General features: G+C 67.8%; 22 protein-coding genes. 12 read left to right on the forward strand and 10 right to left on the reverse strand.

What is annotated here, in order from left to right; all coding sequences use genetic code 11:
* Positions 1–18 precede the first annotated feature (18 nt).
* From VPH47_RS16020 to VPH47_RS16035, 4 genes are all read right to left on the reverse strand, one after another.
* On the reverse strand, positions 19–627 hold the full coding sequence (locus VPH47_RS16020) for a HutD family protein (protein WP_368851248.1): 609 nt from the start codon (positions 625–627) through the stop codon (positions 19–21).
* A gap of 34 nt (positions 628–661) precedes the next feature.
* Positions 662–1,387, reverse strand: a complete 726-nt coding sequence (locus VPH47_RS16025) for a murein L,D-transpeptidase catalytic domain family protein (protein ID WP_368851249.1) — start codon at positions 1,385–1,387, stop codon at positions 662–664.
* Positions 1,388–1,403: 16 nt separating this feature from the next.
* Positions 1,404–2,489 (reverse strand): L,D-transpeptidase, encoded by a 1,086-nt coding sequence (locus VPH47_RS16030; protein WP_368851250.1) that lies wholly within the window; start codon positions 2,487–2,489, stop codon positions 1,404–1,406.
* Positions 2,490–2,840: 351 nt separating this feature from the next.
* Positions 2,841–3,167, reverse strand: coding sequence for a helix-hairpin-helix domain-containing protein (locus VPH47_RS16035; RefSeq protein WP_014036262.1), 327 nt, complete (start codon positions 3,165–3,167; stop codon positions 2,841–2,843).
* Positions 3,168–3,366: 199 nt separating this feature from the next.
* On the opposite strand from VPH47_RS16035, the gene VPH47_RS16040 reads away from it, so the two are divergent.
* From VPH47_RS16040 to murU, 4 genes are all read left to right on the forward strand, one after another.
* On the forward strand, positions 3,367–4,860 hold the full coding sequence (locus tag VPH47_RS16040; protein WP_368851600.1) for a M20 family metallopeptidase: 1,494 nt from the start codon (positions 3,367–3,369) through the stop codon (positions 4,858–4,860).
* Positions 4,861–4,929: 69 nt separating this feature from the next.
* A complete protein-coding gene (locus tag VPH47_RS16045) occupies positions 4,930–5,199 on the forward strand; it encodes a GlsB/YeaQ/YmgE family stress response membrane protein (protein ID WP_005415577.1) in 270 nt (89 codons plus the stop codon).
* A gap of 64 nt (positions 5,200–5,263) precedes the next feature.
* Complete coding sequence (locus VPH47_RS16050; RefSeq protein ID WP_110711446.1) at positions 5,264–6,289, forward strand: aminoglycoside phosphotransferase family protein; 1,026 nt, start codon at positions 5,264–5,266, stop codon at positions 6,287–6,289.
* Positions 6,286–6,996: an N-acetylmuramate alpha-1-phosphate uridylyltransferase MurU gene (gene murU, locus VPH47_RS16055; RefSeq protein WP_368851251.1), complete on the forward strand. Its 711-nt coding sequence runs from the start codon at positions 6,286–6,288 to the stop codon at positions 6,994–6,996. The genes VPH47_RS16050 and murU overlap by 4 nt, the downstream gene beginning before the upstream one ends.
* A gap of 521 nt (positions 6,997–7,517) precedes the next feature.
* On the opposite strand, the gene hda is transcribed toward murU, so the two are convergent.
* The 3 genes from hda to VPH47_RS16070 are packed head-to-tail and all read right to left on the reverse strand — an operon-like array spanning position 7,518 to position 10,530.
* Complete coding sequence (gene hda, locus VPH47_RS16060) at positions 7,518–8,225, reverse strand: DnaA regulatory inactivator Hda (RefSeq protein ID WP_071228071.1); 708 nt, start codon at positions 8,223–8,225, stop codon at positions 7,518–7,520.
* On the reverse strand, positions 8,225–9,394 hold the full coding sequence (locus VPH47_RS16065) for an AI-2E family transporter (protein ID WP_110711442.1): 1,170 nt from the start codon (positions 9,392–9,394) through the stop codon (positions 8,225–8,227). Before VPH47_RS16065 ends, hda begins: the two co-directional genes overlap by 1 nt.
* A complete protein-coding gene (locus tag VPH47_RS16070) occupies positions 9,391–10,530 on the reverse strand; it encodes a DUF2066 domain-containing protein (protein ID WP_110711440.1) in 1,140 nt (379 codons plus the stop codon). Before VPH47_RS16070 ends, VPH47_RS16065 begins: the two co-directional genes overlap by 4 nt.
* Positions 10,531–10,629: 99 nt before the next feature.
* Between VPH47_RS16070 and purM the strand changes: the two genes are divergently transcribed.
* The 7 genes from purM to VPH47_RS16105 all read left to right on the forward strand — a co-directional run bounded on the left by purM (position 10,630) and on the right by VPH47_RS16105 (position 15,553).
* A complete protein-coding gene (gene purM, locus VPH47_RS16075) occupies positions 10,630–11,688 on the forward strand; it encodes a phosphoribosylformylglycinamidine cyclo-ligase (RefSeq protein ID WP_049421530.1) in 1,059 nt (352 codons plus the stop codon).
* Positions 11,689–11,710: 22 nt separating this feature from the next.
* Positions 11,711–12,199 carry a hypothetical protein gene (locus tag VPH47_RS16080; protein WP_180838130.1) on the forward strand — a complete coding sequence of 163 codons (489 nt, stop codon included), beginning with the start codon at positions 11,711–11,713 and terminating at the stop codon, positions 12,197–12,199.
* On the forward strand, positions 12,196–12,618 hold the full coding sequence (locus VPH47_RS16085; protein ID WP_032130364.1) for a hypothetical protein: 423 nt from the start codon (positions 12,196–12,198) through the stop codon (positions 12,616–12,618). Before VPH47_RS16080 ends, VPH47_RS16085 begins: the two co-directional genes overlap by 4 nt.
* Positions 12,619–12,659: 41 nt before the next feature.
* Complete coding sequence (locus VPH47_RS16090) at positions 12,660–13,322, forward strand: DUF2238 domain-containing protein (protein ID WP_368851252.1); 663 nt, start codon at positions 12,660–12,662, stop codon at positions 13,320–13,322.
* The gene (gene purN, locus VPH47_RS16095; RefSeq protein WP_110711430.1) at positions 13,319–13,978 is read left to right on the forward strand and encodes a phosphoribosylglycinamide formyltransferase; all 660 of its coding nucleotides are present in this window, start codon (positions 13,319–13,321) and stop codon (positions 13,976–13,978) included. Before VPH47_RS16090 ends, purN begins: the two co-directional genes overlap by 4 nt.
* 67 nt (positions 13,979–14,045) lie before the next feature.
* The gene (locus tag VPH47_RS16100) at positions 14,046–14,867 is read left to right on the forward strand and encodes a DUF3108 domain-containing protein (RefSeq protein WP_110711428.1); all 822 of its coding nucleotides are present in this window, start codon (positions 14,046–14,048) and stop codon (positions 14,865–14,867) included.
* 2 nt (positions 14,868–14,869) lie between these two features.
* Positions 14,870–15,553 (forward strand): DUF3108 domain-containing protein, encoded by a 684-nt coding sequence (locus tag VPH47_RS16105; RefSeq protein ID WP_197611348.1) that lies wholly within the window; start codon positions 14,870–14,872, stop codon positions 15,551–15,553.
* A 122-nt stretch (positions 15,554–15,675) separates the two neighbouring features.
* Here the strand turns inward: VPH47_RS16105 and VPH47_RS16110 are convergent, their stop codons facing one another.
* The 3 genes from VPH47_RS16110 to VPH47_RS16120 are packed head-to-tail and all read right to left on the reverse strand — an operon-like array spanning position 15,676 to position 17,522.
* Complete coding sequence (locus VPH47_RS16110; protein WP_049459898.1) at positions 15,676–16,002, reverse strand: hypothetical protein; 327 nt, start codon at positions 16,000–16,002, stop codon at positions 15,676–15,678.
* Positions 15,999–17,270, reverse strand: a complete 1,272-nt coding sequence (murA, locus tag VPH47_RS16115; protein WP_014036247.1) for a UDP-N-acetylglucosamine 1-carboxyvinyltransferase — start codon at positions 17,268–17,270, stop codon at positions 15,999–16,001. The genes VPH47_RS16110 and murA overlap by 4 nt, the downstream gene beginning before the upstream one ends.
* A 21-nt stretch (positions 17,271–17,291) precedes the next feature.
* A complete protein-coding gene (locus VPH47_RS16120; RefSeq protein ID WP_005408396.1) occupies positions 17,292–17,522 on the reverse strand; it encodes a BolA family protein in 231 nt (76 codons plus the stop codon).
* 54 nt (positions 17,523–17,576) lie between these two features.
* Here VPH47_RS16120 and VPH47_RS16125 point away from each other — a divergent pair, with 54 nt between their 5' ends.
* Complete coding sequence (locus VPH47_RS16125) at positions 17,577–18,578, forward strand: KpsF/GutQ family sugar-phosphate isomerase (protein ID WP_110711422.1); 1,002 nt, start codon at positions 17,577–17,579, stop codon at positions 18,576–18,578.
* Positions 18,579–18,582: the final 4 nt, after the last annotated feature.

Consider the following 18,582-nt stretch of genomic DNA (forward strand, 5'->3'; position numbering starts at 1 on the left):
CCAACCGGCGCCCAGGAATCATCCCGCCGCCGCACTCACCCGTATCGCCAACAACTCGCCACCTCCCTGCAACGCATGGCGTTGCCGTTCACCGGCCGCCAACCACGCAGTGTCTCCCGCCTGCAGCGCCGGCAAACCACTGTCGGCACCAAACTCCGCCTGGCCGGCCAGCAGATGCAGCGCCCAGGCCACGCCCGGTTCGCAGAAGAAGAACATCGTGCCCACCAGCGGCCGGTGCAGCAGTTCGGCCTGCAGCAACTCGCGCTTCCACATCAGGTTGAAGTCGTGGGTGGTGCCATCGACCAGTTCGCCGTGCAGCGCGTCCTCGCCGGCAAAGCGCACGCGCCCGTGCGGCGGCAGAACCTCGGCCACACGGCCATCCTCGAAACGAAGACGCACACCATTGCCCTGCAGCAACACCAGTTCGCGCTCCACGCCGGGGAAGGCAGAGAACGCGGCATCCTGTTCGATTTCGGCCACCGACAGGCGCAGCGCCCAGTCATCCCCCTGCGCGGGCAGGCGCAGGATCTCGCGGGTCCAACCCAGGCCGTTGCGCCAACGTTCGCGGCGATAGTCCAGGCTGGAGATCACCTGGCTCGGAGTGTGCAGCAGGGAGTCGATGTTCATCGGCGCATTGCATCATGCCGCGCGCCGTCGTGCATCACCGCGCGGCGAGCGTGCCCTGGCCACCGCACTCGCCGCCCAGCAGCTGCGAGTGCTTCAGCCAGTCCTGGTCGGGGTAGTAGGCGAACACCATCGTGCCGCCGCGCAATGCGTCGATCAGCGGCTTGGCCACCGACAGGCGTACCGCAGGGCAGCCCAGGCTGCGGCCGAGCCGTCCCTGCAGCTGCGCGGTCGCCGGGTTCACGTAGGGGGCGCCATGGATGACGATGGCGCGTTCGCGCGCGCGGTCGTTGAAGCCCGGCTCCAGCCCGGCCAGGCGCAGCGAATACCCATTGCCGCCCACGTAGGTCTCCTGCGCGGTGAACGCGCCGAGGCTGGACATGAAGCTGCCATCGCGGTTGGAGAAGTGTTCGGTGCGGTTCTCACCGCTGTTGCGGCCATGCGCCACCCATTCCTCGAACAGCAGGCGCTGGTGGGCCAGGTCGAACACCCACAGACGCGGCTCGGTGGACGGCCGCGAATAATCGATCACGCTGAGGCGATCACCATTGATGCCCAGCTCCGGCCGCTGCAGCGCGCAGCGCATGGCGTGCGCCGCCAGCTGCAACACGTGGCGGTCGGCCTTGGGCGCACTGCGCGACAGCAGGGCAGCCAGATCATCGGCACTGGTGGCGAGGGCGGGCGTCTGTGCCAGCGCCGGGGCGCTGGCCGAGGTCGCCAGCAGGCCGAACGCGGCCAGCCGGCACAGGCGGGATGCAGTCATGGGCACAACGAGAGACTCAGTTGCCCTTGAGGGTGGACCCTGGCGGCTCGGATTCCAAGACCGGCTGCATTCCGGATTCAGCCGGGCTTGGGCGGACCGCCGGCAGCGAGGTCACCAGCAGGGTCGTGCCCGGTACCAGCACCTGGTACAGCTGGCGGGCGAAATCGGCCGGCAGCGCCATCGGCAGCGAGGGCGTGGCCAGCAGGTCCGGGGTTGCCTGGGCACGGTCCTGGCCCAGCAGCGGATAGGCTGTCCACTGGTGCAGGCGCTGGTTCGCGTCCAACGGGCTGGGCGTATCGCTGTAGCCCTGCCCCATCACGAACAGGGTGGTGCCCTGGAACGCCGGCAAGGCGTCGGCCTTCAGCGGCGACTCGCCGATCATCACGCCATCGCGCAGCACGTACAGGCGCTGGTCGTGCAGGCTGACCAGGATGCCGACCTGCCCGGCCGGGGCCGCGCTGTCATCCCACCAGGCCTGCGCCGGCGCCCCGCCCTCGGTCTCCGGCAGGGCCTGGCCGCGCGCGTTGACCGGTGCCAGCACCGACGGATAGGCCAGCGTCATCGGCGAGCTCTTGGCATCGGCCACGACCACGGTATCGCCGCGCTGGGTTTCACTGAACAGCTTCTGCGCGAAGGCCTGCGGCAGCCGCACGCAGCCATGCGAGGCCGGATGACCGGGCAGGCTGCCGCCATGCAGGGCGATGCCATCCCAGGTCAACCGCTGCATGTACGGCATCGGCGCGCTGTTGTAGAGGTTGGACTTGTGGTCCTTGTCCTTCTGCAGGATGGTGAACACACCGGTCGGCGTCTCATGCCCGGCCTTGCCCGAGCTGATCGTGGTCAGGCCGATGGCAATGCCGTTGCGGTAGACGTAGGCGCGCTGCTCATCGAGGCTGACCACCAGCACGATCGGGCCGGTCGGCGAGATTTCCGGATGCCACAGGTATTCGCCCGGCTTGAGATCGGTCGGCCCGCGCACGTCGGCGCTGCCGGCAGTGGCAGCTGCGGGCTTGGCAGCCGGCGTCGACGCGGCAGCCTGGGCCAGCAGCGGCAGGGCCAGTGCAAGGGCGAGCATCAGGGTGGTGGGGCGGTGCGGAAACATCCAGCGGTGTCCTTTCCATGCGGAGCGGCCACCGTACACCATCGGCCCGTGGTGGCCACGGCAAAACCAGGCGCCGGAAATGAAACTGCCCGGCGACACAGCCATGTGTCGTACCGGGCAATCGTTACGTCCTTGTCGGCCTGCTGCCGCCCCCTCGCATCCTGCGCAGTGGGGGTAGCGATGCATCCTGCACGCGGCCGCGTCTGTCCTGTTTGTATCTCAGCCCCTTCCACAGGTCTGTGATGCCACCATCCTGGTGATTGGTGCCGCATCCTGCGGCGGTCGGTGGTCACGGACTTCCTGCCCGTGTCCAGTGAACCAGCCTCCTGCCGGTTCCGACGATTCCTGCTGTCAGCGCCTGGGTACGGTCCGCACCGGTACCGATCCGGGTACCGGATCCGCTGGCAACAGCCTGTTGCCTACGGTGATCCGCTGTCGATTCCGTTCGACGATTGCTTTCCCTATCCCCTTCACCTGCGTCAGGTCCTCGACGCGGTGAAACGGGCCGTGTCTGCGCCGGTGCTCGACGATTGCCTCGGCCTTGGCGGCTCCGACCATCGTCAATCCCTGCTGCAGCGCCTGGGCATCGGCGCGGTTGATGTCGATCGGTTCGGCGGCATGCGCCCCAGCGATCCCCACGACCAGCACCAGTGCCCTCAACACGACAAACCAAGGCACGACGTGTATCTCCCTGTGATTCTGGCCGTCCCGACCGGCAATCCCGTCGGCAGGAACAGTGTCCGTCACCACATGTGCACAGCCTATCGGTTTCCCGGATTTCCGTAAGCCAGCCAAATACCCGACGTGATGTAGGAAAAACCCTACCCGCAGCACAGGCGTAGAATGGGCGGATCAGCCCATGCAACTGGAGTTTCAGATGGACAGCGCCAAGCTCGGCCAATTCGTCAATGACAAGTGGGACAACGAAATCGTCCCGCAGTTGGTCGACTACATCCGCATTCCCAACAAGTCGCCGATGTTCGACGCCAATTGGGTGCAGAACGGCTACATGGAACAGGCGGTCACCCTGATGGAGAACTGGGCCAAGGCCCAGCAGCTGCCCGGCCTGAAGGTTGAAGTGGTGCGCCTGGAAGGCCGTACCCCGCTGATCTTCCTGGAAATTCCGGCCACCGGCGCCGAGACTGGCGACGACACCATCCTGCTCTACGGCCACCTCGACAAGCAGCCGGAAATGACCGGCTGGGACGACGACCTCGGCCCGTGGACCCCGGTCCTGCGCGGCGACAAGCTGTATGGCCGCGGCGGCGCCGACGACGGCTACGCGATCTTCGGCTCGCTGGCTGCGGTACTGGCACTGCAGGCCCAGGGCCTGCCGCACGCGCGCTGCGTGGTGCTGATCGAAGCCTGTGAAGAGTCGGGCAGCTATGACCTGCCGGCCTACGTCGACCATCTGGCCGACCGCATCGGCAAGCCGTCGCTGGTGATCTGCCTGGATTCGGGCTGCGCCAACTACGACCAGCTGTGGTGCACCACCTCGCTGCGCGGCCTGACCGGCGGCAACTTCACCGTGAAGGTGCTCAATGAAGGCGTGCACTCCGGCGATGCCTCCGGCGTGGTGCCGTCCAGCTTCCGCCTGCTGCGCCAGCTGCTGTCGCGCATCGAGGACCAGGACACCGGCCGCATCCTGATCGACGGCATGAACGTTGAGATTCCGGCCGAGCGCCAGGAACAGGCCAAGCGCGCCGCGGAAGTGGTGGATACCGAGATCTTCGAGAAGTTCCCGATGGTCGACGGCCTGCGTCCGATGAACGAAGACCTGACCGAACTGGTGCTCAACCGCACCTGGCGCCCGGCACTGTCGGTCACCGGCGTGGGTGGCATGCCGGCGCTGGAATCGGCTGGCAACGTGCTGCGCCCGCAGACCTCGGTGAAGCTGTCGCTGCGCCTGCCGCCGACCGCCGATGGCAAGACCTGCGGTGAACTGCTGAAGGAAGCGCTGCTGCGCGATCCGCCGAACGGCGCCCACGTCACCCTGGACCTGGAAAAGGCCTCCACCGGCTGGAACGCCCCGGCGATGGCGCCGTGGCTGACCCAGGCCATCGACGACGCCAGCCAGGCCTTCTTCGGCAAGCCGGCGATGTACATGGGCGAAGGCGGCTCGATCCCGTTCATGGGCATGCTGGGTGAGAAGTTCCCGGGCGCCCAGTTCATGATCACCGGCGTGCTCGGCCCGCACTCCAACGCGCACGGCCCGAACGAGTTCCTGCACATCCCGATGGGCAAGAAGGTCACCGCCTGCGTGTCCAAGGTGATCAGCGAGCACTACGCCGCCAGCCTGCGCGGCGAGACCAGCGGTTCGCCGGTGGCTGCCGACAGCGGCACCCGCCACGGCGACCACGGCTGCTGCTGATCCGGCACCCGTGACGGACGCAGCCTGGCCTTGCTAGGCTGCGTCCACACTCAAGCGGAATCCGCGCGCATGAATGGTCTGTTCGGCAGCAGCAGCTGGCTGTACATCCTGCTGGTGGGCTTCTTCGTCGGCCTGCTCGGGCGCTTCTTCATGCCCGGCAACAACCGCATGGGCTGCCTGCTGACCATCGTGCTGGGCATTCTCGGTGCCCTGCTGGCCGGCTGGTTCGGCCAGTACATGGGCTGGTACGCCCCCGGCGAACCGGCCGGTTTCCTCGGTGCGGTGGTGGGCGCGGTGGCCGTACTGGCCGTGCTGCGCCTGTTCAGCGGCCGCCGCTGACGCCGCTCCCCCTTCCCTTCCTGTTGCCGACGTTGGCGCGCCCGGCGCGCCCGGATATGCCTGCATGACCGAACCAGCCTCTGATCCCCAGCGCAGCGCGCAGCGCCTGCAGTGGGCCCGTACCCAGCTCGATGATGCCAACGCGGTGGTCGAACGCGCCTCGGTCGATGCCGGCATGCGCAGCTACTGGCGCACCACCAGCACGCGCGGCAGCCACATCGTGATGGACGCCCCGCCGGGGCTGGAAGATCCGCGGCCGTGGCTGCGCATGCGCGGCCTGCTGCACGACAACGGCCTGCGCGTGCCCGCGCTGCTGGCGCAGGACCTGGATGCCGGCTTCCTGCTGTTGGAAGATCTCGGCGGCCCGACCCTGGCCAGGATCCTCGACGAGCGCAATGCCGATGAATGGTTCGGCCGTTCGATCGAACAGCTGCTGCGCCTGCAGGCGATTCCGGTGCCGGCCGACTTCGGCCAGTTCGGTGAAGCGCTGCTGCAACGCGATGCCGGCCTGTTCGACGAATGGTTCCTGCAGCGCCACCTGAAGCTGGAGCTGGACTGTGGCGAGATTGAAGGGCTGCAGCTGGTGCACCGCAGGTTGATGGACAACGCGCTGGGCCAGGCCCAGCTGATGACCCACCGCGATTACATGCCGCGCAACCTGATGCCGGTCGACGACGGCCCCGCGGTGCTGGATTTCCAGGACCTGGTGCGTGGCCCGATCGCCTACGATGCGATGAGCCTGTTCAAGGACGCGTTTCTGAGCTGGCCGCTGCAGCGCGTGGACGAGTGGCTGGCGCAGTACCACGAGCGTGCCCGCGACGCCGGCCTGCCGGTGCCCGACCGCGCCACCTTCCTGCGCGATGCCGACTGGATGGGCATCCAGCGCCACGTGAAGATCCTTGGCCTGTTCTGCCGCCTGCGCTACCGCGACAACAAGGGTCACTACCTGGACGATGCACCGCGCTTCATCACCTATCTGGATGAGGTGCTGCCGCGCTACCGCGAACTGGCGCCGCTGCAGCAGCTGCTGGACGACCGCATCAAACCGGCGCTGGCCGAGCTGGCCGCACCGATGCGCGTGGCCCGATGAAGGCACTGGTCTTTGCCGCTGGGCTGGGTGAGCGCATGCGCCCGCTGACCCTGCGCACGCCCAAGCCGCTGCTGGACGTGGCTGGCAAGCCGTTGATCGTCTGGCACCTGGAACGCCTCGCGGCGCTGGGCATACGCGAGGTGGTGGTCAACACCGCATGGCTGGCCGAGCAGTTTCCGGCGACACTGGGCGATGGCAGCCAATGGGGCCTGCGCCTGCATTTCCTGTACGAAGGAGCGACCCCGCTGGAAACTGGCGGCGGCATCCTCAACGCGTTGCCGGTGCTGGGCGATGCCCCGTTCCTGGTCGTGAACGGCGACATCTGGACCGATTTCGATTTCGCCACGCTGCCGCGCGAACCGCAGGGCCAGGCGCATCTGGTACTGGTCGACAATCCGGTTCAGCACCCGGACGGTGACTACCGCCTGGATGCACAGGGCCTGCTGCACCACGACCGCGCAGGGGCGTGCCTGACCTATGCCGGCATCGGCGTGTACCGTCCATCGATCATGGCCGACTGGCGCGCGGTGATCGGTGATGCGCCGGGCAGCGAGCGGCTCCCGCCGAAGTTCTCGGTGGTGCCGCTGCAGAAGCACTTCATGGCGCAGGGATTGATGACGGGGCAGCACCATCGCGGGCGCTGGACCGATGTCGGGACCGTGGATCGCCTGCGCGCGCTGGATGCTGAGTTGGCGGCGAACGGCTGAGCCCCTCGTGGTTGGTCGCGTAGAGCGGATCGCGTGTTTGGCCGGTCGGGTGGGCCATGCAGGGGACGCTGCAAGTACGTCCATGTAAGCTCGATGGCGCCATCCATGGCGCCAACGCCCCTGCATGGCCCACCCGACCGGCCTCTGACAGTTTCCGTGGGCGTCCAGCCACGGAAAAGAAAAAAGAAAAGCAAAAGCGGGTCGCGTCGCTACGCTCGCTCTGGTGTCGACCAAGGTCGACACCCACCACAAGCAAGACACGTATCGACCAAGGTCGACACCCATCAACAGCAATGCAGTACGCAGTCCCGGCAGATCGCGGGAACCTGTCGAAGGCGGGGTGGCTCAGGTTGCGGGGGCGTGAGCGCCATGGATGGCGCGACCGAGGCTACATGGACGTACTTGCGCCGTCCCCCGCAACCTGAGCCACCCCGCCTCCCCTCAGGAAGCCAGCTTTTGACGTTGACGTTGACGTTGCTTCGGCGGGTGCAGGGCGCAGCCCTGCAAAGCAAACCCCACCCTCAGTAACGCGGCCGGCCTTCTTCCAGCACCTGGCGCAGGAACGGCACGGTGATCCGCCGCTTCGCCGCCAGCGACTCGCGGTCCAGCCAGTCAAGCAGCGTGATCAAGCCACCCAGCTCACGCCCGGTATGCGACAGCAGCCACTCGATGGAGGCCTCGTCGATCGCCAGCCCACGCCGCAGCGCGCGTTCGCGCAGCACTGCGGCCCGCCCTTCCTCATCCAGCGGCTGCAGCAACACGCGCACGCACTGGCCCAACCGCGAGCGCAGGTCCGGCAGCACCAGGCCCAGTTCGCCCGGCGCCTTCTGCGCCGTGTACAGCACGGTCACGCCCGCAGCGCGCGCGCGGTTGTGGAAATCGAACAGCGCGATCTCGTCCTCGCGGTTGCCGGCAACCTCATCCAGGCCGTCCAGCGCCACCAGTTCGCGCGCTTCCAGCCCATCGAGCGCCGCACGAACGCGGCCGGCGGCGCTGGCCAGCGGTACGTAGGTCGGCAGTCGCCCGGCCTGCTCGGCGCTGGAGCACATCGCCAGTGCCTGGTGGGTCTTGCCCGTGCCCGCCGCACCTTCCAGATAGACCCAATCGTGGCTGGCACCGACCGCGATCGCGCGCAGCTGCGCCAGCGCGCCGTCCGGCGCGCCGATGAAGGTCTCCAGGCGCTGGTCCCGCGGGTAATGCAGGGCCAGCGGCAGTTGCGGCACACCCATCACTTCAGGTCGGGGCCCTTGTCGTCCGGAATGATGATATGGGGGGCGTCGACCACGCCATCAAGCACGATCGCCGGCTTCTCGCCCACGTACAGCTCGCTCTGCCGGTAACGCTGGTGGGCATAGCGCAGCAGCACGTTGGTCACCGCCGCCACCGGCAGCGCCAGCAGCATGCCGAGGAAGCCGAACAGCTGGCCACCAGCCATCACCGCGAAGATCACTGCCACCGGGTGCAGGCCGATCTTGTCGCCGACAATGCGCGGGGTCAGCACATAGCTCTCCAGCAGCTGGCCCACGGTGAACACCACGCCGACCAGGATCAGCAGCTTCAGGTCGAAGCCCTGCGCCTGCACCAGTGCGGCCACCACCGCCATCAGGATGCCGGTGGTCGCGCCCAGGTAGGGAATGAAGCTGATCAGGCCGGCAATCAGGCCGATCAGCAGCCCCAGCTTGAGGCCGACCAGCGACAGGCCGCCGGCATAGATCACACCCAGCGCCAGCATCACCAGGAACTGGCCGCGGATGAACGCGCCCAGCACCTCGTTGGACTCACGCGCCAGCGCGCTGATGGTGCCGACCTGGTTGCGCGGAATCACCGACGCCACCCGCTCGACCAGCTTGTCCCAGTCGCGCAGGAAGTAGAACGCCAGGATCGGCAGCAGCAGGATGTTGACCACCCAGGTCACCATCGCAAAGCCCGAACGCGAGACGTAGCCCATGAACGTGGTGGCGAAACCGCCGGCCTGCTGCCAGTGGCTGCGCACCCATTCGATCAGGCGGTCCGGGTCCAGCCACTGCATCACTTCCAGGCCGGTCTTCTGCTCGAACCAGGGAATGCCCTTTTCCATCAGCCACGCCTGTGCCTGCGGCGCGACCGCAATCAGGGTGGTGATCTGGCGCTCGATCATCGGCACCAGCACCAGCAGCAGCGCCACGATCACCAGCACCATCGCCGCGAACACCAGCACCACGCCGGTCATGCGCGAGCGGCCGGTGGCCTCGATGCGGTCCACCAGCGGGTCACCCAGCCAGGCCAGCGCCAGCGCCAGCACGAACGGGGTCAGGATCGGTGCCAGCAGCCACACCACCCAGCCGATCAGGCCGGCGAACAGGATGTACTTCAGGCGGCGCAGGAACTGCGCGATTTCGGCTTCCGGGGTCAGAGTCATCGCAGGCGGTACTCGTTGCTGACCGGGGGGGCCACCGGGGCACCGGTGGTGTCGTCGATCGGCGTCGGCAGGGCCGGCAGCGGCGCGCTCGGCACCAGCACGCCGTTGTCGCCCAGCATGCGGTTGAAGCCGGCCAGGCCGGTGGTCATCTCCAGGCTCAGCTCCAGCTGGCCGGCCGAGGCATGCAGCGGGGTGACGTTGCGCACCACCGGCACCTCACGCAGGCCGGCGGCCAGGCGCAGGTAGTCGTCGGCACTGTTGATGCCGGTGACCACCACCCGGTAGCTCCCGGCCTGGCCGACGGCGGCGCCGGCCTTGGCATAGCGCTTGACCAGCGCATCGGCGGCACCATCGGCACCGGCGGCCATCGCGCGCATGGCGTTGGCGTCCTTGCTGGTCCACTTGTTCAGCTCACGGCCGTTGTCGACGAACACCCAGTCCGCCTGCCAGCCGCCGTTGGCGCGGTACAGCTTGCCGATCAGCTGCATCGGCGGCGAGTAGCGCGAAGAGGCACGGGCCACGGCGGCACTGTCCTGGCGCCAGATGGCACCGGCCAGCGCCTGTTCGGCGGCACCACCGCTGGGCAGGCCCAGCTTGTAGCCGCGCTCAATGGCGCGGTTCAGCAGCGGTCGGGCGGCGTTGGCCTGCTGCACGCTGACCAGGCGCGGGCCACTGCCGTCATCGACGGCCAGCCACAGCACCGGCTTCGGTCGCGGCTGCGGCCACAGCGGCAGGCCCAGCGCCGACACCAGCGAATCGACGTCGTCCTCGCGGAAGCGCGCCACCAGCAGGGTGCGGAAGCTGGGGGCGCCACTGGCGCTCACGCTCTGGTCCTGCTTGTAGTCGTAGCTGGCCACGTAATCCTTGGCATTGCGCAGCGCCTGCGCCACGCCGGGGCGCGACATCACGCTGCGATCGCCGGACAATTTGCCCAGTACAACGCTCAAGGCGCGGGCCAGGGCACCGTTGCGGTCGGCTTCGGCTTGGCTGTTGACGGGCACTTCGGCCTCGTACGCGCCACTGGCGGTGGCGACATCACCCTCGGTGCGAAGGCCGCTCTGGGCCATCGTGGCCACCGGCAGGCTCAGCGCAAGGAGCAGGGTCAGAATCAGGCTGCGGCGCATCAGGACATCCATTGGCTCGACGTATCCGGGGGAATTGTTGCCCGAATACGGCCTTTGCGCCAATGCGGCCTGTTAAAATCGCCCGTTCAACCCCTGCCAGCGCCGACGCCCGTGACCAACACCCCGTCTTCCGCCCCCTCCCCCCTCACCTACCGTGACGCGGGTGTCGACATCGACGCCGGCAACGAACTGGTCGAGCGGATCAAGCCCCTGGTCAAGCGCAGCTTCCGCCCGGAAGTGATGGGCGGCCTGGGCGGCTTCGGCGCCCTGTTCGACCTGTCCAACAAGTACCGCGAGCCGGTGCTGGTGTCGGGTACCGACGGCGTGGGCACCAAGCTGAAGCTGGCCCACCAGCTGAACCGCCACGATACGATCGGCATCGACCTGGTCGCCATGTGCGTGAACGACGTGCTGGTGCAGGGTGCCGAACCGCTGTTCTTCCTGGACTACTTCGCCACCGGCAAGCTGGACATCGACACCGCCGCGGCGGTCGTGGGCGGCATCGCCAACGGCTGCACCGAGGCCGGCTGCGCGCTGATCGGCGGCGAAACCGCTGAAATGCCCGACATGTATGCCCCGGGCGAGTACGACCTGGCCGGCTTCACCGTCGCCGCCGTCGAGAAGAGCGAGCTGAAGGATGGCGCCAGCGTGGCTGCCGGCGACGTGCTGATCGGCATCGCTTCGTCCGGCCCGCATTCCAACGGCTACTCGCTGGTGCGCCGCATCTACGACCGCGCCGGCCGCCCGGCCGAGCTGGAGCTGGAAGGCGGCGTGAAGCTGGTCGATGCGCTGATGGCGCCGACCCGCCTGTACGTGAAGCCGATCCTGTCGCTGCTGAAGTCGCACGGCGCGGCCATCCACGGCATGGCCCACATCACCGGTGGCGGCCTGACCGAGAACATCATCCGCGTGGTGCCCGACGGCCTCGGCCTGGACATCCAGGCCTCGTCCTGGACCCTGCCGCCGGTGTTCCAGTGGCTGCAGAAGGAAGGCGCTGTCGCCGACAGCGAGATGTGGCGCACCTTCAACTGCGGTATCGGCTTCGTGCTGATCGTGGCGCCGGACCAGGTGGCCGCGGTATCCGATGCGGTCAAGGCGCAGGGCCTGGAGCACTGGACCATCGGCCAGGTGGTCACCGCCGAAGGCGCCGAGCGCGTCCACATCGCCTGATCCCGACAACCCAGGAGCCCGCATGGACGCAACGCCCCCCTTGTCGCCCGCCCCCGTGCCGCCGCCGCTGGCGACGGTACCGGTGTTCAACGCGCAGGATGCCGACCACCTGCGCATGCTGGCCATCGCGCACTACGTGGTCGGCGGCCTGATCGTGCTGTTCTCGCTGATCTTCATCATCCACATCGTGCTGGGCATCACCGCGCTCACCGGCAACCTGCCGATGAATTCCGGCGGCCAGCCGTCGTCGCCGGCCGAACAGCGCCTGTTCGGCTGGATGTTCACCCTCATCGGTTGCGTCGCCGTATTCGGTGGCGTCACCCTGGGCGCGTTCGTCGCCTATGCCGGCCGCTGCCTGGCCCAGAGACGCCGCTACCTGCTGTGCCTGATCGCGGCCGGCCTGGCCTGCCTGTTCACCCCCGTCGGCACGGTGCTGGGGGTGTTCAGCCTGATCACCCTGCTGCGCCCGCAGGTGAAGGCCGCCTTCGACCTTCCCGCCACGCCCGCATGACCGCCTCCGGCAATCCGCCGCCGCTACCGCATCAGACCCTGGCGCAGCTGCAGCTGACCAGCCATCTGCAGACGCTGAAAGTGCTGTTCTACGCGTTGGCCGGCTTCCATTGGTTCGCCACAGTGGCGTTCCTTGGCCTCAGCGGATGGGTGGCCCACTCGCGCGGACTGGACGATGCCTGGATGCTAACCACGGTCTATGCGTCCATCGCCGTGCTGGCGGCCGTGCTGGGGTTCGTGCAGTTGTATACCGCGCGCCAGCTGTCACATCGCACCGGGCTGGCCTGGTGCCGGCGCGCGGCGTGGCTGGGCGTACTGGCCGGCCCGCTGGGCATGGCCTTGGCCGCCTATGCCTGGGTGTTCCTGTCCAAACCTGACATGGCCGCGCTGTTCGACCGCGGCGACCACCTCAGTGTCTGAACCTGCCGGCAGACGCCCCGTCCTTTCCTGATCGATTTCCCATGTCCGCGCCTGCCCTCCCGACGTCCGCTTCGCCCACCACCCACCGTTTCTCGGGCCCCAAGAAGCTGGCCTTTGCCGCCGTGCTGGCGGTGTTCGCAATCAGCTGGGTCCACCCGCTGTGGCCTACCGAACAGGCCCTGCACAGCACCCTGACCGTGATCGGGCTGGCCGCGCTGCTGTGGGTCGACCGTCGCGGCGGCTGGCTGGGCAACGGCGCCTTCATCGCGATCTGCGGCTTCATCGCCCTGCACTGCGTGGCCGCGCGCTGGCTGTATTCCAACGTACCCTACGACGCTTGGGCGCAGACGCTGACCGGCTGGTCGCCGAATACGGCATTCGGCTGGCAGCGCAACCATTTCGACCGCCTCATCCACTTTCTGTTCGGCGTCTGCTTCACCCCTGCGCTGCTGCAGCTGGCCCGCCACGCGTGGCCGGCGCTGCGCCTGGGCCAGGCTTTCACCCTGGTGGTGATGACGGTGATGTGCGCCAGCCTGGTCTATGAATGGTTCGAGTGGGCCATCGCACTGGCCCTGTCACCGGATGCCGCCGAGGCCTACAACGGCCAGCAGGGCGACATGTGGGACGCGCATGCCGACATGCTGATGGCCACCGTGGGCAGCCTGCTGACCTGGCCGCTGATCCGCCGGAGCGCCCTGCAATGACTACACCCACCCGCATCGCCGTGCTTGCCTCCGGTCGTGGCAGCAACCTGCAGGCCATCCTCGATGCCATTGCCGACGGCCGACTGCCGGCCGAGGTGGTCGGCGTGTTTTCCGACCGCCCCGCCGCGGACGCTCTGCTGCGTGTCGATGCCGGCCTGCGCTGGGCGCATGCACCCAAGGAGTTCGACGACCGCGCCGCCTACGAGCAGGCACTGGGCGATGCACTGGCCGCCGTGCAGCCAGACTGGATCATCTGCGCCGGCTACATGCGCATCCTCGGCGCCGCCTTCGTGCAGCGCTTCGATGGCCGCCTGGTCAACATCCACCCGTCACTGCTGCCACTGCACAAGGGCCTGGACACGCACGCGCGCGCACTGGACGCCGGCGATGCCGAGCACGGTGCCAGCGTGCACCTCGTCGTGCCCGAGCTGGACGCCGGCGCCGTGCTGGCGCAGGTGCGGGTGCCGGTGCTGCCCGGCGATGACGCGGACAGCCTGGCTGCACGCGTGCTGGCGGTGGAGCATCCGCTGCTGATCGCCACCCTGCAGCTGTTGTGCGCCGGCCGCCTGGCTGAACGGGAGGGCCAGCCGCAACTGGACGGTCACCCCCTGTTTAGCCCGTTGGCCCTAGATTCCGCCGGGAACCTGAACCGGTAGTCCCCATGCACACGCCCCGCTGACTGCGGGGCTGGCATCCTGCCCCCTCCTGCGGTCCCTGTCCTCCATGAAGACCACGACCCTGCTGTCCACTTCACTGCTGTTGTCGCTTGCCGTGCTTCCCGGCGTGGGCTGGGGACAGGCGCAACCGCCTGCGGCCCCTGCGCAGCCGGTACCCGTTGTGCAGCCGCCCGCCGAACCGGCCGTGCCGATGCCTCCGGCACTGGCCTGGGAGCCGCCGCCGCTGCAGCCGTTCACCGCCACCTACCAGGCCTTCTACAAGAGCAAGGAGGCCGGCGATGCCAGCATGCAGGTCACCCACACCGGCGGTAATCAATGGCGGGTGGACATGCAGGTGGTCGGCCGCCGCGGCTTCGCCAGCGTGCTGGGCCTGAACATCGAGCAGAGCACCGTGTTCGAAGAACGCGGCGGCACCTATGCACCGCTCAGCCAGAGCACGGTGCGCAAGGGCCTGTTCCTGGGCAAGAAGGCGGTCGGCACCTACAACTGGCAGGCCGGTACCGCGCAGTGGACCGGCGACGTCAAGAAGGAACGTGCGCAGCCGATCCCGCTGCAGCCGGGTGACCAGAGCGCGCTGCTGATCAACCTGGCGATCATGCGCGACGCCCGCCCGGGTGCCACCATGCACTACCGCTACGTGGACATGGGCAAGGTCCGCCAGCACGACTACCAGGCCGCGCCGCAGACCGAGAACGTGGAGGTCGGCGACCTGTCCTACAACGCCCTGCGGGTCTACCGGACCAACGGCGGCAACAACGAAACCATCCTCTGGATCGCCAACGGTGTCCCCACCCCGGTGCGCATCCTGCAACGCGAAGACGGCGAAGACCGCGTCGACCTGCGCCTGATCGAATACCAAGGAGTCTGAGCATGACCACCCTGACCCGCCCCCTCACCTGGATCGCGGCTGCGGCATTGACCGTGGCCAGCCTGCCGGCCATGGCGCTGGAACCGTTCAAGGCCGATTACCTGGCCAGCTACATGGGCATGCAGGCCAACGGCACCATGACCCTGGCCAGCGAAGGCAGCAACAAGTGGCGCTACAGCCTGCAGGTGAAGAACCAGCTGGCCGACCTCAGCCAGAGCACAGTGTTCGAGGAAGTGCGTGGCCAGCTGCGCCCGCTCAGCAGCCAGGACCGTTCGGCGCTGCTGGTGAAGAAGCGCAACGTGCAGGCCAACTACAACTGGACCAGCAATCAGGCCACCTGGACCGGCGACATCAAGCCGGATCGCGCTGGACCGATTGCGCTGAAAGCCGGTGACATGGATGCGCTGCTGATCAACCTGGCGATCGCCCGTGACCTGGCCGCGGGCAAGCCGCTGACCTATCGCATGGTCGACGAGGGCCGCATCAAGAACATGACCTACCGCGTGGTCGGCAAGGAATCGATCACCGTGGGTGGCAAGAGCTACGAGGCCACCAAGGTCTCGCGTGCCGATGGCAACAAGGAACTGATCGCGTGGATCGTGCCGGAATTCCCGGTGCCAGCGCGCATGCTGCAACGTGAGAGCGGCCGCGATGCGCTGGACCTGACCATCAAGGCGATGAACTGACGCGCGAACCGGTAGTGCCGGCCGCTGGCCGGCATTCTCGCGATGCTCCACGAGGTTCATGGGGTTGCCGGCCAGCGGCCGGCACTACCGAAAAGAAAACGCCCGCTTCCGCGGGCGTTTTCTTATTTCTTCGCTTCGGCCGGTTTCTCTTCGGCCGCCTTGAACTCGGTGCGGCAGTCCACGCGGATCTGCTCGCCGGTGCTGCGCCAGACGAAGGTGCGGCAATGGCGGTTGCCGTCCTGGCTGTCATTCACCGCAACCGCATAGAACGACTCGATGATCTCATCACGCGAGACCGTGCCGTCGCCGTTCCAGTCCATGTCCTTCTGCTCGATGCCTTGGGTGATGGCGATGTTGGCGTACCAGGCATAGCCCAGCCACGCCAGCACGATCAGCACCAGGGCCAGCAGCGCCTTGCGGCGCGGGCTGAACTTGCCGCGCAGGATCATGGCACGCGCCGGATGGTGGCACCGAGCGAAGACAGCTTCTCTTCGATGTTCTCGTAGCCACGATCAAGGTGGTAGATGCGGTCGATGGTGGTCTCGCCGCTGGCCATCAGGCCGGCCAGGATCAGCGAGGCCGATGCACGCAGGTCGGTGGCCATCACCGGCGCACCACTCAGGTGTTCGCTGCCACGCACGATGGCGGTATGCCCTTCGACCTGGATGTCCGCGCCCAGGCGCAGCAGTTCGTTGACGTGCATGAACCGGTTCTCGAAGATCGTTTCATTGATCACGCCCACGCCGTCGGCCACGCAGTTGAGCGCCATGAACTGCGCCTGCATGTCGGTCGGGAACGCCGGGTACGGCGCGGTGGTGAGGTTGACCGCCTTCGGCCGCTTGCCCTGCATGTCCAGGGTGATGGTGTCGTCGGTGGTCTCGATCTTCGCGCCGGCCTCGACCAGCTTGGACAGCACCGCGTCCATGGTGTTCGGGCGTGCGCGGTTGACCGTGACCTTGCCGCCGGTCATCGCTGCGGCCACCAGGAAGGTGCCGGTCTCGATGCGGTCGGGCAGCACTTCGTGGCGGCCACCGGACAGACGCTCGACGCCTTCGATCACCAGGCGGGCAGTGCCCAGGCCTTCGATCTTCGCGCCCAGCGCGATCAGGCAATGCGCCAGATCGGTCACTTCCGGTTCCATCGCACAGTTGTCGAGGATGGTGGTGCCTTCAGCCAGCACCGCGCCCATCAGCACGTTCTCGGTGCCGGTGACGCTGACCATGTCGAAGGTGAAGTGGCCACCCTTCAGGCGCTTGGCAGTGGCCTTGATGAAGCCGTTCTCGACCACGATCTCGGCGCCCAGCGCCTGCAGGCCCTTGATGTGCTGGTCGACCGGACGCGAACCGATCGCGCAGCCGCCCGGCAGCGATACTTCCGCCGCACCGAAGCGGGCCAGCAGCGGGCCCAGCACCAGGATCGAGGCGCGCATGGTCTTGACCAGCTCGTACGGTGCCACGTGCTGGTTGACCGAACGCGGGTCGACCACGATCGCACTGCCACGCGACAGCGTGCCCTGGTCGATGGTGACCTTGGCGCCCAGCTCGCCCAGCAGCTTCACCGTGGTGACCACGTCGTGCAGGTGCGGCACGTTGGTGATCTCCACCGGCGCATCGGCCAGCAGGGTCGCGCAGAGAATGGGGAGGACGGCGTTCTTGGCGCCGGAGATGCTCACTTCACCGTGCAGCGCAGCGCCGCCGGTCACAACGATCTTGGCCATGTATTCGGGATCTTCTGCGGTTCAGCCGGCTTCGGCCGGGGTCACGGTTTTCAGCGCCAGCGCGTGGATCGCGCCGCCCATCAGGTCGCCCAGCGTGGCATACACCATGCGGTGGCGGGCCAGCGGCATCTTGCCGGCGAAGGCCTCGCAGACCACGGTCGCTTCGAAATGCACGCCATCGTCGCCCTGCACGTCGGCACGGGCGCCGGGCAGGCCGGTTTCGATCAGATTGCGGATGGTGTCGGCGTCCAACGGGCTTTCCTAATAAAATGTGCCTCCATTCTACTTCCGCTGCGTGGCGTCCGCATGGCCGAATCCCTGTTGCCCCCCCGTTCCGTCGACCCTGCCGGCCTGGTCGCCAGTGGCCGCCGCGTGTTCGAGATCGAACGGCAGGCGCTGGATGCCGTGGCCGACCGCCTCGGCGAGGCCTTCCAGCAGGCCTGCCAGGCGATCCTGGCCAGCCGTGGGCGCGTGGTTGCGACCGGCATGGGCAAGTCCGGCCACATCGCCCGCAAGATCGCCGCCACCCTGGCCTCGACCGGCACACCCGCCTTCTATGTGCACCCGGGCGAAGCCGGCCACGGCGACCTGGGCATGATCACCGAGGACGACGTGGTGCTGGCCCTGTCCTATTCGGGCGAATCGGACGAGGTGCTGATGCTGCTGCCGGTGCTCAAGCGCCAGGGCAACGTGCTGATTTCCATGACCGGCCGCCCACAGTCCAGCCTGGCCACCGCCGCCGACATCCATCTGGACGTAAGCGTGCCGGCCGAGGCCTGCCCGCTGGCGCTGGCGCCGACCTCCAGCACCACCGCCTCGCTGGCGATGGGTGATGCGCTGGCCGTGGCCCTGCTCGACGCACGCGGCTTCACCGCCGACGATTTCGCCCGTTCACACCCGGCCGGCAGCCTCGGCCGCCGCCTGCTGCTGCATATCACCGACGTGATGCACACCGGCGACGACCTGCCCAGCGTGGGCGCGGACGCCAGCCTCAGTGAAGCGCTGATGGAGATGAGCCGCAAACGGCTGGGCATGACCGCCGTGGTCGATGCCGACGGCGTGCTGATCGGCCTGTTCACCGACGGCGACCTGCGCCGCGCGCTGGACAGTGCGCTGGACGTGCGCACCGCCAAGATCGCCGATGTGATGACGCGCAACCCGCGCACCATCGGCGCCGACCAGCTGGCCGTCGAGGCGGCCCGGCTGATGGAGACCCACAAGATCACCGGCCTGATTGTGGTCGATGGCCAGGGCCGCGCAGTCGGTGCCCTGAACATTCATGACCTGTTGCGGGCCCGGGTGGTTTAACCGA

The sequence above is a fragment of the Stenotrophomonas sp. WED208 genome, assembly GCF_040984485.1.
Taxonomy (GTDB): Bacteria; Pseudomonadota; Gammaproteobacteria; order Xanthomonadales; family Xanthomonadaceae; genus Stenotrophomonas; species Stenotrophomonas riyadhensis.

What these genes read in the sequence shown, in the direction of transcription:
- VPH47_RS16020 (WP_368851248.1), bottom strand. Translation starts at nt 627, where the DNA reads ATGAACATCGACTCCCTGCTGCACACTCCGAGCCAGGTGATCTCCAGC.
- VPH47_RS16025 (WP_368851249.1), bottom strand. Translation starts at nt 1,387, where the DNA reads ATGACTGCATCCCGCCTGTGCCGGCTGGCCGCGTTCGGCCTGCTGGCG.
- VPH47_RS16030 (WP_368851250.1), bottom strand. Translation starts at nt 2,489, where the DNA reads ATGTTTCCGCACCGCCCCACCACCCTGATGCTCGCCCTTGCACTGGCC.
- VPH47_RS16040 (WP_368851600.1), top strand. Translation starts at nt 3,367, where the DNA reads ATGGACAGCGCCAAGCTCGGCCAATTCGTCAATGACAAGTGGGACAAC.
- VPH47_RS16045 (WP_005415577.1), top strand. Translation starts at nt 4,930, where the DNA reads ATGAATGGTCTGTTCGGCAGCAGCAGCTGGCTGTACATCCTGCTGGTG.
- VPH47_RS16050 (WP_110711446.1), top strand. Translation starts at nt 5,264, where the DNA reads ATGACCGAACCAGCCTCTGATCCCCAGCGCAGCGCGCAGCGCCTGCAG.
- murU (WP_368851251.1), top strand. Translation starts at nt 6,286, where the DNA reads ATGAAGGCACTGGTCTTTGCCGCTGGGCTGGGTGAGCGCATGCGCCCG.
- hda (WP_071228071.1), bottom strand. Translation starts at nt 8,225, where the DNA reads ATGGGTGTGCCGCAACTGCCGCTGGCCCTGCATTACCCGCGGGACCAG.
- VPH47_RS16065 (WP_110711442.1), bottom strand. Translation starts at nt 9,394, where the DNA reads ATGACTCTGACCCCGGAAGCCGAAATCGCGCAGTTCCTGCGCCGCCTG.
- VPH47_RS16070 (WP_110711440.1), bottom strand. Translation starts at nt 10,530, where the DNA reads ATGGATGTCCTGATGCGCCGCAGCCTGATTCTGACCCTGCTCCTTGCG.
- VPH47_RS16080 (WP_180838130.1), top strand. Translation starts at nt 11,711, where the DNA reads ATGGACGCAACGCCCCCCTTGTCGCCCGCCCCCGTGCCGCCGCCGCTG.
- VPH47_RS16085 (WP_032130364.1), top strand. Translation starts at nt 12,196, where the DNA reads ATGACCGCCTCCGGCAATCCGCCGCCGCTACCGCATCAGACCCTGGCG.
- VPH47_RS16090 (WP_368851252.1), top strand. Translation starts at nt 12,660, where the DNA reads ATGTCCGCGCCTGCCCTCCCGACGTCCGCTTCGCCCACCACCCACCGT.
- purN (WP_110711430.1), top strand. Translation starts at nt 13,319, where the DNA reads ATGACTACACCCACCCGCATCGCCGTGCTTGCCTCCGGTCGTGGCAGC.
- VPH47_RS16100 (WP_110711428.1), top strand. Translation starts at nt 14,046, where the DNA reads ATGAAGACCACGACCCTGCTGTCCACTTCACTGCTGTTGTCGCTTGCC.
- VPH47_RS16105 (WP_197611348.1), top strand. Translation starts at nt 14,870, where the DNA reads ATGACCACCCTGACCCGCCCCCTCACCTGGATCGCGGCTGCGGCATTG.
- VPH47_RS16110 (WP_049459898.1), bottom strand. Translation starts at nt 16,002, where the DNA reads ATGATCCTGCGCGGCAAGTTCAGCCCGCGCCGCAAGGCGCTGCTGGCC.
- murA (WP_014036247.1), bottom strand. Translation starts at nt 17,270, where the DNA reads ATGGCCAAGATCGTTGTGACCGGCGGCGCTGCGCTGCACGGTGAAGTG.
- VPH47_RS16125 (WP_110711422.1), top strand. Translation starts at nt 17,577, where the DNA reads ATGGCCGAATCCCTGTTGCCCCCCCGTTCCGTCGACCCTGCCGGCCTG.